This window comes from Shewanella marina JCM 15074 (assembly GCF_000614975.1).
In the GTDB taxonomy this organism is placed as follows: Bacteria; Pseudomonadota; Gammaproteobacteria; order Enterobacterales; family Shewanellaceae; genus Shewanella; species Shewanella marina.
In genome coordinates, this window is sequence record NZ_BALM01000006.1 from 35,717 (window position 1) to 51,197 (window position 15,481).

Annotated in this window: 8 protein-coding genes and 6 pseudogenes; 5 read left to right on the forward strand and 9 right to left on the reverse strand. The window is 44.0% G+C overall.

The features are described 5' to 3' along the window. The first annotated feature begins 19 nt into the window (after positions 1-19). Together JCM15074_RS06500 and JCM15074_RS21245 are read left to right on the forward strand one after the other, a co-directional pair. Entirely contained in the window at positions 20-961 is a 942-nt protein-coding gene (locus JCM15074_RS06500) for an ABC transporter ATP-binding protein (protein ID WP_025820488.1), read from the forward strand. After that, positions 954-1,723, forward strand: a pseudogene (locus JCM15074_RS21245) (ABC transporter permease). Before JCM15074_RS06500 ends, JCM15074_RS21245 begins: the two are co-directional and overlap by 8 nt. Positions 1,724-2,057: 334 nt before the next feature. On the opposite strand, the gene JCM15074_RS06510 reads toward JCM15074_RS21245, so the two are convergent. From JCM15074_RS06510 to sfsA, 8 genes and pseudogenes are all read right to left on the reverse strand, one after another. Further along, positions 2,058-2,462 (reverse strand): nucleotide triphosphate diphosphatase NUDT15, encoded by a 405-nt coding sequence (locus JCM15074_RS06510; RefSeq protein WP_025820489.1) that lies wholly within the window; start codon positions 2,460-2,462, stop codon positions 2,058-2,060. An 88-nt stretch (positions 2,463-2,550) separates the two neighbouring features. After that, positions 2,551-3,396 carry a pantoate--beta-alanine ligase gene (gene panC / locus JCM15074_RS06515; RefSeq protein ID WP_025820490.1) on the reverse strand — a complete coding sequence of 282 codons (846 nt, stop codon included), beginning with the start codon at positions 3,394-3,396 and terminating at the stop codon, positions 2,551-2,553. 9 nt (positions 3,397-3,405) lie between these two features. Beyond that, a complete protein-coding gene (gene panB, locus JCM15074_RS06520; protein ID WP_025820491.1) occupies positions 3,406-4,200 on the reverse strand; it encodes a 3-methyl-2-oxobutanoate hydroxymethyltransferase in 795 nt (264 codons plus the stop codon). 51 nt (positions 4,201-4,251) lie between these two features. Next, positions 4,252-4,736 (reverse strand): annotated as a pseudogene (folK, locus tag JCM15074_RS21250) (2-amino-4-hydroxy-6-hydroxymethyldihydropteridine diphosphokinase). 1 nt (position 4,737) lies between these two features. Further along, positions 4,738-6,054 (reverse strand): polynucleotide adenylyltransferase PcnB, encoded by a 1,317-nt coding sequence (gene pcnB, locus JCM15074_RS06530; RefSeq protein ID WP_025820492.1) that lies wholly within the window; start codon positions 6,052-6,054, stop codon positions 4,738-4,740. Between the two features lie 214 nt (positions 6,055-6,268). Next, positions 6,269-7,108: pseudogene (gene gluQRS, locus JCM15074_RS06535) on the reverse strand (tRNA glutamyl-Q(34) synthetase GluQRS); the annotation flags it as partial. A gap of 101 nt (positions 7,109-7,209) precedes the next feature. Next, positions 7,210-7,653: an RNA polymerase-binding protein DksA gene (gene dksA, locus JCM15074_RS06540; protein ID WP_025820494.1), complete on the reverse strand. Its 444-nt coding sequence runs from the start codon at positions 7,651-7,653 to the stop codon at positions 7,210-7,212. Positions 7,654-7,811: 158 nt separating this feature from the next. Beyond that, positions 7,812-8,518: pseudogene (gene sfsA / locus JCM15074_RS21255) on the reverse strand (DNA/RNA nuclease SfsA). Between the two features lie 92 nt (positions 8,519-8,610). On the opposite strand from sfsA, the gene pepB reads away from it, so the two are divergent. Next, positions 8,611-9,888: an aminopeptidase PepB gene (gene pepB, locus JCM15074_RS06550; protein WP_025820495.1), complete on the forward strand. Its 1,278-nt coding sequence runs from the start codon at positions 8,611-8,613 to the stop codon at positions 9,886-9,888. Between the two features lie 69 nt (positions 9,889-9,957). On the opposite strand, the gene thpR is transcribed toward pepB, so the two are convergent. Continuing rightward, entirely contained in the window at positions 9,958-10,467 is a 510-nt protein-coding gene (gene thpR / locus JCM15074_RS06555) for an RNA 2',3'-cyclic phosphodiesterase (protein ID WP_025820496.1), read from the reverse strand. 104 nt (positions 10,468-10,571) lie between these two features. Here thpR and hrpB point away from each other — a divergent pair. Continuing rightward, a pseudogene (hrpB, locus tag JCM15074_RS21260) lies at positions 10,572-13,099 on the forward strand (ATP-dependent helicase HrpB). Next, a pseudogene (gene mrcB, locus JCM15074_RS21265) lies at positions 13,092-15,436 on the forward strand (penicillin-binding protein 1B). Before hrpB ends, mrcB begins: the two co-directional pseudogenes overlap by 8 nt. Positions 15,437-15,481 lie beyond the last annotated feature (45 nt).

The following is a 15,481-nucleotide window of genomic DNA, read 5'->3' on the forward strand; positions in this document are numbered from 1 at the left end:
TATGGGAGAGAGCAAGCGAATGAACGCTAAGCAGTACGCATTACAGCTTGAAAGTGTCACTAAAACATACAAAGGTGGCGTACAAGCCGTTAAGGGCATTAGCCTTAACGTCGAGCAGGGTGACTTTTTTGCCTTACTGGGGCCCAATGGGGCGGGTAAATCAACCACCATTGGTATTATTAGCTCGTTAGTCCATAAAACATCAGGTGATGTGACTGTGTTTGGTCACAATTTAGATAAGCAACTAGAGTTAGCTAAGCTATCTATTGGCTTAGTGCCGCAAGAGTTTAACTTTAATCAGTTTGAAACCGTATTGCAGATTGTAGTTAATCAAGCGGGTTACTATGGCGTGACCAAAAAAGTGGCGCTTGAACGCGCCGAGCGTTATTTAGGCCAGCTCGATTTATGGCATAAGCGTAATAGCCCATCAAGAGAATTATCCGGCGGCATGAAGCGCCGTTTAATGATTGCTAGAGCGTTAATGCATGAGCCAAAACTACTGATATTGGATGAGCCTACTGCAGGTGTTGATATTGAACTGCGTCGTTCGATGTGGGATTTTTTAAAGAAAATCAATCAAGAGGGGGTGACGATTATTTTGACCACCCATTATCTTGAAGAAGCTGAAATGCTGTGCCGTAATATTGGTATTATTGATCACGGGTTGCTGGTGGAATGCACCAGTATGAAGCAGCTATTAAGCCAGCTTTCAATGGAAACCTTTATACTCGATTTAGCAACACCGGTTGCGCAAGTTCCAGAGTTAACAGGCATTATTACTCGCTTGACTGACCCACAAACATTAGAAGTGGATGTCGATAAGAGCCACAGTCTTAATGACCTGTTTAGCCAGCTAACAGGTTTGAATATTCAAGTGCTATCAATGCGCAACAAAGCTAACCGTTTAGAAGAATTATTCGTTAATTTAGTGAAAAGTGCGCAGGAGAGCCAACATGCATAAGCTGTACTTTATTGCTTTTAAGAGCATTATCGCTAAAGAGATTAATCGTTTTACTCGTATTTGGGTGCAAACCCTCGTTCCACCAGCGATTACCATGACCTTATATTTTATGATTTTTGGTAATTTAATTGGTAAACGGGTCGGAGAAATGGGCGGCGTTAGCTATATGGAGTTTATCGCGCCCGGCTTAATTATGATGTCAGTGATTACTAACTCATACTCTAACGTAGCATCATCATTTTACAGTGCTAAGTTTCAAGGTAACTTAGAAGAGTTGATGGTCGCGCCCGTGCCACATTATGTGATGATTGCAGGTTATGTGGGCGGCGGTGTCGCGCGAGGTTTATGTGTCGGCGCCATTGTGACCGCAGTCGCTATGTGCTTTGTCGATATTCATATTCACCATCTGGGATGGTGATATTAACCGTATTATTAACCTCAATTTTGTTTGCGCTAGGTGGCTTGATTAACGCGGTATTTGCCAAGAGCTTTGATGATATCAGTATCATTCCGACCTTTGTGCTGACACCATTAACCTACTTAGGCGGCGTATTTTACTCGTTATCGTTACTCCCTAGCTTTTGGCAAGGAGTATCAGCACTCAACCCTGTGGTGTATATGATTAACGTATTCCGCTATGGCTTCTTGGGTATTGCTGATATTAGCGTGAGTTTGTCAGTTACGATTATGGTCAGCTTCTGTGCCGGTTTATGGTTTGTGGCTTATTATTTAATTTCAAGAGGTATTGGCTTACGTAGCTAATTAGCTCTGATAACTCGATAATAAAATCTAAGCCGCTGCAGTGTCAGCGGCTTTTGTTTGTTATACCAATTCCACTAAATAAGTGATCAATTCAGAGCCACTCAGACTTTTCAATTCAAGGCGCATTGATGAAGAAATGGTTATTCCCTTTTAAGTCAATGCAAAGCAGAAGTGGAAAGTCTGAGAGACTCACGTAGTGCGGGTTTCAAAGCCCTTCATGCTACGTTAGAGGCTCTAGGTATAGAATAACTATTAACTTCAAGCCTCTGCCTTGCCTACAGGGCTTTGAATTCCCGCTGAAAGAGCACATTATTAATGGAATTGGTATTAAGCATTATGCCGGTTCAAAGCCAGACTGATAAAGATCGGCGAGTGGTGAGAATAGCGGAGTTGGCATCGCATGCCAGTCGAACCAGTGCCAACATTCGCATTTATTCGGCTCTAACACTTGTGGTTCACCTTGGTAGGTGCGGGTTTGCATAAATACAGTGACATAATGCTTGTCGTCATCAATAACGTTATTGGTGAAATCGGCGTGCTTAAGCTCACTAATGACCAATCCTGTTTCTTCTAATACTTCCCGCGCTGCGCAAGTTTCAATCGACTCACCAAATTCAATATGTCCGCCCGGACAGGCCCACGTACCAGCGCCATGTGAACCTTGGCGTTTGCCCAGTAAAATCTTGCCATCTTGCATAATGATAACGCCGACACCAACTTTAACTTGTTGAGTTGTCATGAGTTTATCTCCGTTTAAATGGCTATATTTTAAAATAACTGTTGAGATAAACAAGGCATCTATTGGATGCCTTGTTTTAGGGGGGGCATTAACGATGAAACACTAAATTATCAATTAAACGGGTTGTGCCTAAATAAGCGGCCGCTAAGATCACTAATTGGCTGTCCGTTGCATTGGCGTAAGCTAAGGTTTGGGCTTGGCGCACTTCAATATAATCGGGCTTAAAGCCGACTTCAGTTAAGCTTTGCTCGGCCACTGCGATAGCATGCGCAATCTCGTCACCTTGCTGAATGGCTAATGCTAATTGATCAAGGCTCTGCTTAAGCATTGGTGCAATAGTTTTCTGTTTAGCTGTTAGATAACCATTGCGTGAGCTTAACGCTAAACCACTGCCTTCTCTGGCGGTTTCAACCCCAATAATTTCAATCGGCAGTGACAGATCATGCACCATCGTATTGATGACTAACAACTGTTGATAATCTTTGCGACCAAAAACCGCCACATCAGGCTGTACGATATTAAACAGTTTACAGACAATCGTCGCCACACCGCGGAAATGACCTGGGCGGCTAGCACCACAAAGTTGATTAGAGATTAATGGCACTTCAACAAAGGTTTGCTGTTCAAGTCCTTTGGGATACATCAACTCTGGTGTTGGAGTAAATAATAGATCTGTGCCAGCAGCATCAAGCGCGGTTTGATCATCTGCTAAGGTGCGTGGATAACTGTCTAAGTCTTCATTGGCACCAAATTGCATGGGATTGACAAAGATTGAAGCGACCACATGATCAGCATGTTGTTTGGCTTGTTCTATTAAGCTGATATGACCTTTGTGAAGATTGCCCATAGTTGGCACGAATGCCACTTTTTTACCTTGCATCTTCCAAGCATTCACTTGGCTACGAACTTGCTCAATATTAGCGGTTGTTTTCATGGCAAACTCCTAGTTGAAGGTGTGTTGTTCGGCAGGGAAAGCCCCTGATTTAACTTCTTCAACATAAGCATCAATTGCCGCTCTAATATCGCCAGTTTGGCTAATATAGTTTTTAGAGAAACGTGGGATATAGCCGCTAGAGATCCCTAATACATCATGCATAACTAAGATTTGGCCGTCACAATCTTTACCTGCACCAATACCAATTACCGGAATTGAAAGCGTTGCTGTTATCTGTTTTGCTAAAGCGGCCGGAATGCATTCAAGTACTAATAACTGTGCGCCTGCGGCTTCTAATTCGACCGCTTCTGAAATAATACGCTCGGCGTTATTAACATCACGACCTTGAATTTTAAAACCACCAAACAGATGCACAGATTGCGGTGTTAAGCCTAAGTGAGCGCATACCGGAATACCACGTTCAGTTAGCATTCGTACGGTATCGACTAACCAGAGTCCACCTTCTAATTTGACCATGTTAGCACCATTTCGCATTAATTCAGCGGCACTAACCATGGTTTGCTCTGGGGTGGCATAACTCATAAAAGGCATGTCAGCAATCAACAGTGCTCGATTAATACCACGGCGAACGCAGCGGGTATGATAGGCAATATCGGCAACGGTAACAGGCAGGGTATCGTCATGGCCTTGTAGCACCATGCCCATAGAGTCACCGACAAGTAGAATATCTACGCCTTGTTGATCAAATACGCCCGCAAAGCTTGCGTCATAAGCGGTTAGCGCAGTGAATTTTTGGCCTTGTTGCTTTAATTTTAATAGGGTAGAGCTGGTTACTTTCGACATTACTTACTTTCCATTGCAAATTAATGATGTCGACTCAGTAACCGAGTGGCATTACTGAGGCGACAGCAGTTGTAATTCATCTCGTAGCGATTGTGTCACTAAGTCAGTGAGCGCAGTGCCACAGGGTAATATTAATTTTGGCGCAATATCAAATAACGGTACCAATACAAAACTGCGAAGTTTCATACCGTAATGAGGTACGGTTAAGCGCGGCAACTTAATGTGTTGCTGACCATAAAGTAACAGATCAAGATCTAAAGTGCGCGGTCCCCAGTGGAGAATGCGAACTCGACCTGATTATTTTCGATGGCTTGCAAAGCATCAAGTAACTCAAGCGGGGGGAGGGATGTATCAAAACAAGCAACCGCATTGACATAATCCGGTTGCTCGACATCGCCCATTGGGACTGAGCGATAACAAGGTGATAGTTTAAAACTATCACCTTCGGCTAACGTTGCCAGTGCTTGTGCCGCTTGCATAATCTGCTGTTGCGGTTGTTGTAAATTGGCACCAAGTGCCACAAACACTGTCACCATCTTATTCTGCCGCTTTGGGTTGCTTATTGGCTGGACGACGACGGCGATTACCTGTGCGACTGCGGTTGCCATTATTATTACGGCTATTACCACGCGGGCCACTGCGAACTATCTTGCTGCGATTTTCTTCATCAGCATTAAGGAAGTTATTCCACCAAGTTGCCGTTTTCTCTAGTGAACCACCTTCAACTTCGGCACGAAGCTGGAGTAAGTCGAATGCGGCTCTAAACTTAGGATGCTCAGCCATTTTAAAGGCGCGAGTATTGAGGCTACGCTCTAATCTTAGCTGTAATTGCCAGATATCCTTTGCTGGTGTACTAAAGCGACGCGGAACACTAATGGTACGGCATTGCTGCTCCATTATGTCACCCATTGCTGCATAGTAAGCATCATTAGTGGTTAATCCACTTTCAGAGGCAATTTCGTCAGCACGTTGACGCAATGGATACCATAGAATTGCGGCATAGAAAAATGCGGGTGTAATCGGTCTATCAGCCTTTACTCGCTCATCGGTGCTGCGCATCACTGCGTGCATCATCTTGGCACAAGCGCCTTTTGGATATTCATCCAATTGCGCTTGAATCGCTGGAAATAGTGGTGCAAATAGGCCGTACTCTTGCATCATGTCAAAGTTTTGCTCGGCATGACCGGCAAAAAATAACTTGAGCACTTCTTCATACATACGCGCAGCTGGAATATCTTTTAGCAAAGGTGCTAACTGCTTAATTGGCGCAGCCGTTACCGCTTCGATTTGCATATTTAGCTTAGTGGCAAAGCGTACAGCACGTAGCATACGTACTGGATCTTCACGGTAGCGAGTATCTGGATCACCAATCAGGCGTAAAATACCTTTTTCTAGATCGTGAATACCGCCAGCATAGCTGTGGATTGCAAAGTCACTAATATCGTAATAAAGCGCATTAACAGTGAAGTCGCGACGCTCTGCATCTTCGTCAATGCCACCATATACGTTGTCACGTAATAGGCGACCTTGGGCATTGGATTTAGAGATCTTTTCGTTGCTAGTATCGTGATGACCACGGAACGTTGCCACTTCAATAATATCGCGTCCAAATACAATATGTGCGAGACGGAAACGACGTCCGACTAAACGACAATTGCGAAATAGGCGTTTGATTTCTTCAGGGGTTGCATTAGTTACAACATCAAAATCTTTAGGCTCTTGGCCTAATAAAAGATCACGTACACCACCGCCAACTAAATAGGCCTTAAAACCTGATTTATGTAAGCGGTATAGTACCTTGAGGGCATTTTCACTGATTTGACGTCGAGAAATACTGTGCGCATTTCGAGGAATAACATCTAATGTTAAACCTGTCTCATCGGGCTGAGTTGCTGCAACATCAGCAGTTGTTTGATTCTCTTCAAACAGCTGTTTGCAGAATTGGCTAATACGGCGAAAAATGGGACACCTCGGGATTTTACGATTAATTCATTTTCAATTTGGCGGCTATGATACAACAAACCGATGTGCATACCCAAGCTATTTGAAAGTGTTGTTTTTTTGAGCGTTAAATCAGGATTTCTGAACTGCTTGGTATCGTTGTCAGCTTGAATTGACTCACGGCTTGTTGCAGCATTTGTTCAATGGTTAAACTTTCATCTACACTGGCTTGACCTAGAAATTGTAATGCTTTGCTAATGTTTTGTTTCGCATGATTATTGTCAATGGCGAGAGCATGATTTTGCTTAGATAACTTAAAGCCTTTGTCGGCACAGGCTAACGGCAAATGCAGGAACTTGGGCGCAGTTTTTCCTAAAATTTGGTACAAACTTAACTGTCTGCAGGTTGCTTCAAGTAGATCAAAGCCACGTACGATTTCAGTCATGCCTTGTTCAATATCATCGAGCACCACCGCTAATTGATAGGCATAGAGGCCATCACTGCGTTTGATGATGAAATCTTCGTGAGCAAAGTCATCGCTAACTTGTACTTCTCCTACGCGTAAATCGGTAAACTTATTGATGCCTACGTGGTTAATAATCCGCACTGCTCCGTGTGGTAAATTGGCATGACGGCAATGACCATCATAAAGGCCACCACGGGCTTGGATCTGTTTACGGCTACATTGGCAATAGTAGGCTTGTTGATTCGCAATAAGTTGATCAATGCAGGCTTGATAAGCTGACAGACGGTCGCTTTGATATAATAACTTGCCGTCCCAATGTAAGCCATGGGCTTCAAGTGTCCGCAAAATAGCGTCACTGGCGCCAGCAATTTCACGTGGTGGGTCAACATCTTCGATTCGAACTAGCCATGTACCTTGTTGCTGTTTGGCGCGCAGATAACTACCGAGTGCGGCAATAAGAGAACCGAAATGAAGTGCACCAGAAGGTGAAGGCGCAAAACGGCTATATAGTGACTATGACTACTCATGCTTATATTTGTATATTATTTATAAAACAAAAAAGTGCGGACTAAGCCGCACTTCTATTATTGGTATCGCTAGGATTAACCTGCCATCTGCTTTTCTTTGATCTCTGCAAGGGTTTTGCAGTCGATACATAAGTCAGCGGTTGGTCGTGCTTCTAAGCGACGAATACCAATTTCGATACCACAAGATTCACAGAAGCCGAAATCATCTTCTTCGATTTTTTGCAGTGTCTTTTCAATCTTTTTAATTAGCTTACGTTCACGGTCACGTGCACGTAACTCTAAACTAAATTCTTCTTCCTGAGCTGCACGGTCGACAGGATCTGGGAAGTTTGCAGCTTCATCTTGCATGTGAGTTAGAGTTCTATCCACTTCTGCACGAAGTTGATTACGCCATGCACCTAGGATAGTTCTAAAATGATCAAGCTGTTGATCATTCATATATTCTTCACCAGGTTTTTCCTGGTACGGCTCTACGCCTGCATAAGCGAGCACGCCAAGTTTTTTAGTGCCTTCAGGCATAACGCATCTCCTGTTAATAGTTTGCGTTTTAGGGGGCGTCTTAGATTAACGGCCGCTATCTATAGCAAAAACTTGTAACCTTAGCAAATACTTTGCTTTACCAATTACCAATTTGTTGACTATGTCTAATTATCTTAAGAATATCAATTGTTACATCTTTATTTCAAATCGATAACACAAGATGTCAGTATATCGACTGAATGGCGCGCTAATTTAGCCTGATACGCTAAAATTTCAACCCCTTTTTTGCAGCCTCTCTTAAAAGTTGTCCATATTCGGGGTCAATATGGTCGGCTGGTGCAACTTTGGTGATGCCGGTGTGTTGTACCAGAAACAGCAGCACAGCGCGGTATCCTTGCTGTTTCATCAAGATTAATTCACGTAAATGCTTCTGTCCGCGACTAGTAACAGCATCTGGAAAATAGCCGCAATTATTTTCTAATAATGTGCAGCTCTTCACTTCAACATAGCAGTTTGCTTGCTCGCCGTCGCTCAAAAAAAGATCAATGCGGCTATTTTCATCACCATATTTCACTTCACGTTTAAGGTTGCGATAGCCCTGTAATTCAGTGATTGCCCCTGAACGAATACCTTCTTCAGCCAAATCATTGGCGCGACCGGTATTAACGCCAATCATATCGCCTGTTGGCGTCGTCATTATTTCAAAGGTGTGTGGGTATTTGCGTTTAGGGTTATCTGACGTTGAAAACCAAACGGTTTCACCGGGGAATAAACAATTTTTCATTGAGCCAGTATTAGGACAGTGAATGGTAATTACACTGCCATCAGCCAACTCTATGTCAGTTAAGAAACGCTTATAACGTTTAATTAGTTTTCCCTGTTGCAGTGATGGATTAAATTCCATTAAATCAGCTCCTCGGACTCTTTTAGCCGTTACCTCGATACAGTACACTGGGGGCAGTTTATCGTTTTTTATACTCTGGTAAAGGAAATAAGATGGAATTTATGAATGTTACGCTTACCCATGAAGCACCTGCAGCATCATGGGGTAAAGCTGATCTGAGTTTTAATGATGGTGTTGCCACTATTCACTTAAATAAAGCAGATGAGTTACGTCAAATTCAAGCTGCGGCGCGTAAATTACGTAAGCAAGGTATCAGCTTTGTGAGCTTGGTCGGTGAGCTATGGCAACTTGATAATCAATGGGCATTTAGCCAAGGTTTTGCGACGGCTAGAGGTGAATATCAAGTACAATGGTGTGGTGATTATGACACTAAGCATACCTTACAATGCCGTTTTGAAGCCGCGACGTTTTCGCGCGAGCTGACCAACGCAACTCCTGAAGATCTATCTCCGCAAGCACTAGCCAATAAAGCGGCACAATGGCTGACTGAAATTGCCCCTGAATATGTGTCTCACCGGATTATTGCTGGCGAACAACTACTTGAAGAACAATGGATTGGGATTCATGCCGTGGGCCGTGGCAGTGAGCGTGCACCAGCAATGTTGGAGCTAGATTACAACCCAACGGGTGATGCCGATGCGCCAGTGGCGGTAGCATTGGTTGGTAAAGGTATTACCTTTGACTCTGGTGGATATAGCCTGAAGTCGTCTGAAGGTATGCTCACAATGAAGTGTGATATGGGCGGTGCTTCAACTGTGACGTCTGGTTTAGGCTTAGCGATGAAGTTTGGTCTTAAAAAGCGGGTGAAACTGTTTCTTTGCTGTGCTGAAAACCTCGTCAGCGGCCATGCTTATAAGTTGGGTGACATTTTAACTTATAAGAACGGTGTTACCGTTGAAGTGGTCAATACTGATGCTGAAGGTCGTTTAGTGTTAGCGGATGGTTTGCAAGCGGCTTGTGCGACAGGCGCACCGTTAGTGGTTGATGCTGCCACCTTAACTGGCGCAGCATTAACGGCTGTGGGTACCGAGTACAATGCCATCTTTTCTCCTAAGCCAGAAGTATTGGCTATGGTGCAACAGAAAGCGCAAGTGGTATCTGAAAAAGTATGGCCATTACCGCTTGATCCTTGGCATAAAGATATGTGTCCATCAGCTTATGCTGATACCGCCAATAGCCGTGCTCAAAAGGGCGGTGGATTTGGTGGCGCTTCAAATGCAGCGGGTTTCCTATGGCGTTTTGTGAGTGACGATACTCAATGGTTACATATGGATATTGCCGCTGCATTCGCAGCATCTGAAAATGGTTTATGGGCTGCGGGTGCTACCGCACATGGTGTATTAACTGTGGCTGAAATCTTAAAAGATTAATTGAGTCAGCCCCATAGTGAATAAGGCCGTCATCGACGGCCTTTTTTGTTTCGTTTTTTTATTCGTTTTTTATAGTAAATCCCACGACTGCAAAATGGGATATTGCACGCCGTTATCGGTCGATAATGATTCAAATAGATGCAGCTGTTTCGGGGCGAGAGACAGGGTGAACGTGTCATCTGAAGTTAAGCTTTTTGCTTTACGAAATAGGGTGATATGCGGCCGAAACTGATGCTCATTTTGATGCAGTCCTAATTGCTGTGCTAAGGTTTGTCCCTGCTGATATAACGCTTGTAATGGCGTGGGGACTTGTTCAGTGGCTAAGGCTAATATTTTCGGTTTAGGCCAATGCACAACCTCAGCTAATTCAAGGGTAAAGCTTGGTTTGTGCCAATGCGGGATATGATTGAGCAGGGCTGTTAGCTGCTCATCAGAGGTTTGCCCTAAAAACGCTAAGGTTAAATGTAAATTAGCAGCAGGTACGGGTTGCATCGATTGATGACTGAGCTGCTGTTGTAACTCAAGCAGTGTTGGTAATTGCTTGGGATTAACTTGAAAACCTAGAAATAGTCGGCGCATTTTTATGGTTCAGTTTGGGCGAGATGACATCAAGGTTAGCACTTGCAAGCAAAGCTTAGTACACTTGGCCGAGTATATCTTTACTGAATGATAAGAATATTAGCTTGGATCAATTACCTATTACAGCGCTGTTTACACCATTACAAACAGCATTAACTCAATCGACTCAAATCATTTTAGAAGCGCCAACGGGAGCGGGTAAGTCGACGGCCTTGCCGTTAGCTATGCTGCTTGGCCGCAAATTAATGGCAAGATTTTAATGTTGGAGCCGCGCCGAGTTGCTGCCCGTAGTATTGCCCATTATTTAGCGACATCACTCAATCAAAAGGTGGGACAACAGGTCGGTTATCGTATTAAAGGCGATACTAAGATTAGTGCCAATACTCGCTTAGAAATTGTGACTGAGGGGGTGTTGACCAAGATGATCCAAGCCGATCCTGAGTTAACTGATATTGGCTTAATTATTTTTGATGAAATCCATGAGCGGCATCTTACTACTGACTTAGGCTTAGCGTTAGCGTTAGAGGTACAAGCGTCATTACGTGATGACTTAGTGATTATGGCAATGTCAGCAACCTTATCAGGCCTGCCTTTACTTGAACTAATGCCTGATGCAGCGGTACTGAGCAGTGAGGGCCGTAGTTATCCCGTCACTCACGCCTATTATGCCGCTAAAACGCAGCAAGATTGGTTGCCACATATGGGGCAAATCATTGTTAAGTTAGTGCATAACGAGCTTGACGAAAGCGTGCTCAATCAGGCTCAACAAAAGGGTTCTGTATTAGCATTCTTACCCGGCAAAGGTGAGATTTTACGCCTGCAACGTTATCTTGCGGAACGGTTAGATGCCGAGCAATTTGATATTTGTCCATTATATGGTGAGTTAACTGCAGCGCAGCAAGATAGAGCCATTGCTGCAGCTGTGGATGGTAAACGTAAAATTGTATTGTCGACCAATGTGGCTGAATCCAGTTTAACAATTGATGGTATTAGCTTAGTGGTCGACAGTGGTTATCGCCGTGATGCCAGCTTTAATCCGAAAACGGGCAGTAATAAATTAACTTTAAAGCGTATTAGCCAAGCCTCTGCTATTCAACGTAGTGGTCGTGCTGGGCGTTTAAGTGAAGGGCATTGTATTCGTCTATGGGGGCAAGAAGAACATGGCCGTTTGGCTAAGGTTGATGCGCCAGAGATAGTGCAAAGTGAATTAACCTCGCTTGCATTTGAAGCGGCTAATTGGGGCGTACGTCATATCAGTGATTTACCTTTGTTAACCCCACCCACACCAGCCAATGAACAGGTTGCATGGCAATTATTGCAAACATTGGCTTTGGTTGATGAACAACACAAGTTAACCGTTATGGGGCAACATGCCTATCAAATGGGCTGTGAACCACGTTTAGCCCATATGTTGCTGCAAGCTAAAGCGCAGCACGCGCGATTATTACCTTTAGCCTGTGCCTTAGTTACTTTATTGCAAGCACGCGGCTTACCGCGTAAAGGCACCGATTTAAGCAATTATTTCAACTTATTGCAGCAAGGTATATTAAGGCAAGAATTTAGAAACTGGCTGAAAAAGTTTGCCATTGCAGATGCCGAGTCTGAATTAATGCAATTGGCTAACCCAGTTGATATTGGCTATTTGTTAGCACAAGCCTACCCCGATAGAATTGCTAAGCGCCGCAGTGATGGTCGTTTTTTAATGGCTAATGGCAGTGGTGTAATGCTTGATGATCAGCCATTAGCCTATGCCGATTGGTTAGTGGTCGCTGATTTTGGTCAGTTACAAGGGCAATCTGACAGTCGAGTTTACCTTGCCGTTAATTTGCCTCAAACCGTGATTGATAAACAGTTAGAGACATTAATCAGTGACCATACGCATATTGGCTTTGATGAAGCTAAAGGCCGTTTTATTGGTGAACTGCAACGTAAGTTAGGTCAGATTGTATTATCAGCTAAAGCCATTAGCCGCATTGAACCTAAACAATTAACCCAAGGTCTATGTGAGTTATTGCTGCAAAAAGGTTTAGGCTTACTCGACTTTAATGATAGTGTGCGTCAGTTACAGATTCGGATGATGCTGGCTAAACAATGGCTAGTACAGCACGATTGGCCTGATGTCAGCGATGAGACCTTGTTGTTAACACTCAATACATGGCTAGCACCTTATTTAACTGATGTGCGAAGTTTAGCTGCACTAAAAAATATCGATATTTATCCATTGTTGCTCAATCAATTACCTTGGGAGCAGCAACAATTATTAGCACAACAACTGCCTAAACGATTTTTGATGGCAACCGGTACTCATGCCAATATTGCTTATCAAATTGATGGCAGAGCATTAATCAGTATTCGTTTACAAGAGGCTTTGGGAATGGCTCAAAGTCCGATTTTAGCGCAAGGAAAATTGGTGGTGACTATGGAGTTATTATCACCAGCAATGCGACCTTTGGCATTAACTGCCGATTTGGCTAGTTTTTGGCAAGGCCCTTATGTGGATGTAAAAAAAGAGATGAAGGGCCGTTATCCTAAGCATTTATGGCCAGATGATCCTGCCAATACCTTGCCCACTAAAATGACTAAGAAAAAAACATTAGCAGCACAAGCAGGAGAGCAAAAGTCCCGTGGCTGAAACTAAATCCCCCAAAAAAGAACCCGCTAAAAAAGCGCCGGCAAAGAAAAGAGCAACTCGCACCAAAAAGAAAGTCACTAGCCAAAAAACATGGTTAGCTAAAACTTGGTCAGTGTGTTGGAAATTAGGGCTAGCCGTGCTGGCTGTGGTAATGCTTTATGGCATCTATTTAGATCAAATCATTGCCCGTAAATTTGAAGGCCAAAAATGGTATTTACCGGCGCAGGTCTTCAGTCGCTCTATGGCGCTGTACCCCGGCGCAGCGGTAAGTCATGCCCAATTAATCGATGAACTTAAAATTTTAGGTTATCGCAAAGTCGCTAATCCACGCCAAATTGGTGAGTTCTCTGCCTCTAAAACGCGGGTGGAGTTATGGCGTCGTGCCTTTTTACATCCACAAGGTAATCAACCTGCGCAGCGGGTGATGATTAGCTTTGATGATCAAGGGGTCGATTCAATTGCGCGGGTGAGTGATAAGCGCCAATTGGCAGTATTTCATTTAGAACCTGTGTTACTTGATCGTATTATTGCCAGTGATGGTGAAGACCGCTTATTTGTGCCTACTACGCAAATGCCTGCGGAACTAATTGATGCCTTGATTTTGACTGAAGATCGCAGTTTTTATGAACATTATGGTGTTAACCCATTTGCGATTGTACGTGCGGCTATCGTCAATATTACCGCGGGTAGAACGGTACAAGGTGGCTCAACATTAACTCAGCAGTTAGCTAAAAACTTCTTTTTATCGAGCGAGCGTTCTTTATGGCGTAAGGTTCGTGAAGCTTTAATGGCGGTGATTATTGATTTCCGCTATTCCAAACATGAAATTTTGGAAGCGTATTTAAATGAAGTCTACATGGGACAAGATAAAGCGCGCGCCGTCCATGGTATGGGGCTGGCATCACAATTCTATTTTGGTCGTCCTATTGCGGAGCTAACCCTACCGCAACAAGCTTTTTTAGTGGCCGTGATTAAGGGGCCATCATATTACAACCCGTGGCGTTACCCTGAGCGCGCGCAAGAGCGCCGTGATTTGGTACTGAGATTGCTAATGGAAGGCGATAAAATTACCGTAGCGCAATACACCGCAGCGGTAGAATCGCCACTTGGATTGCGTAAAGCCAATAAGTCGGTGCATCAACGATTGCCTGCATTCTTTAGCTTAGTGAAATCAGAGTTAGCCAGTCGTTATGGTGATGCGTTATTGCATCAATCAGGCATTAAGGTTTATACCACGCTTGATCCAGTGGTGCAGGAATCAGCAGAACATGCGGTCACCACGACCATGAAGCGTTTGACTAAGTCTGATAAGCATCTGCAAGTCGGTATGGTGATTACCGATAAGTTTACTGGCGGCGTTGCGGCATGGTGGGCGATAAAGTACCGAGTTATGATGGCTATAATCGTGCAATTGAAATCCGCCGCCCTATTGGCTCATTAGTTAAACCCTTTGTTTATGCGACCGCATTAAATGAATATAAAAAGTTTAACTTGGAAACGCCATTAGATGATCAACCCATTACTTTAAGTAACGGTCAAGGTAAAACATGGTCTCCTAAAAACTTTGATCATAAGTTTAGTGGCCAAGTGCCATTGTTAACCGCATTGAAGAACTCAATGAACGTACCTACAGTGAATTTAGGTTTAGCGGTTGGTGTTGGCGCGGTGGCCAGTACATTGGATGCGGCTGGTTGGCGTGAGCCTATTCCAGAATATCCGTCTATGTTCTTAGGTGCCCTTAACGGTTCGCCATTAATGGTGGCGCAGGTTTATCAAACACTGGCTGATAATGGCCGTTACCGTAAATTAACGGCGGTAACGACGGTACTTGATAGCCATAATAAACCTTTGCCAGAAGTGGCTCGCCCTGCAGAGCAAGCGATTAATCCTGCCACCGATTATTTGGTTAAATACGCCATGACCCAAGTGGTGAAATCGGGTACCGCTAAGCGTTTGGGGCGGGCATTCCCGCACACCACTCTAGCGGGTAAGACGGGCACCAGTAATGATAGCCGCGACTCATGGTTTGCCGGTTTTGATGAACGTAATGTTGCCGCAGTATGGGTTGGCCGTGATGATAACGGCAAAACCAACCTCTATGGTAGCAGTGGTGCAATGGCGGTTTATCAAGCTTTCTTAAATCAACGGCCGCCATTGAGTTTACGCTTAACACCGGTAAACGGTGTGGTACAAGGTTACTTTGAAAAAGCAACTGGCGTGGCTAAAGAGCGTACTTGTCCAAATGTAGTGCAGTTACCTGCTATTGCCGCTGGCTATAATCCTGCGCCTAATTGTGGTGACCCACTGCCTTGGTGGAAACGCATGTTAGGTAACTAATCGTGACATCATGAAAAAGGACGCGCAGGCGTCCTTTTTTATGAC

Coding starts and splice junctions, on each gene's coding strand:
- panC (WP_025820490.1), bottom strand. CDS start 3,396: ATGAAAACAACCGCTAATATTGAGCAAGTTCGTAGCCAAGTGAATGCT.
- panB (WP_025820491.1), bottom strand. CDS start 4,200: ATGTCGAAAGTAACCAGCTCTACCCTATTAAAATTAAAGCAACAAGGC.
- dksA (WP_025820494.1), bottom strand. CDS start 7,653: ATGCCTGAAGGCACTAAAAAACTTGGCGTGCTCGCTTATGCAGGCGTA.
- thpR (WP_025820496.1), bottom strand. CDS start 10,467: ATGCGCCGACTATTTCTAGGTTTTCAAGTTAATCCCAAGCAATTACCA.
- pepB (WP_025820495.1), top strand. CDS start 8,611: ATGGAATTTATGAATGTTACGCTTACCCATGAAGCACCTGCAGCATCA.
- JCM15074_RS06510 (WP_025820489.1), bottom strand. CDS start 2,462: ATGACAACTCAACAAGTTAAAGTTGGTGTCGGCGTTATCATTATGCAA.
- JCM15074_RS06500 (WP_025820488.1), top strand. CDS start 20: ATGAACGCTAAGCAGTACGCATTACAGCTTGAAAGTGTCACTAAAACA.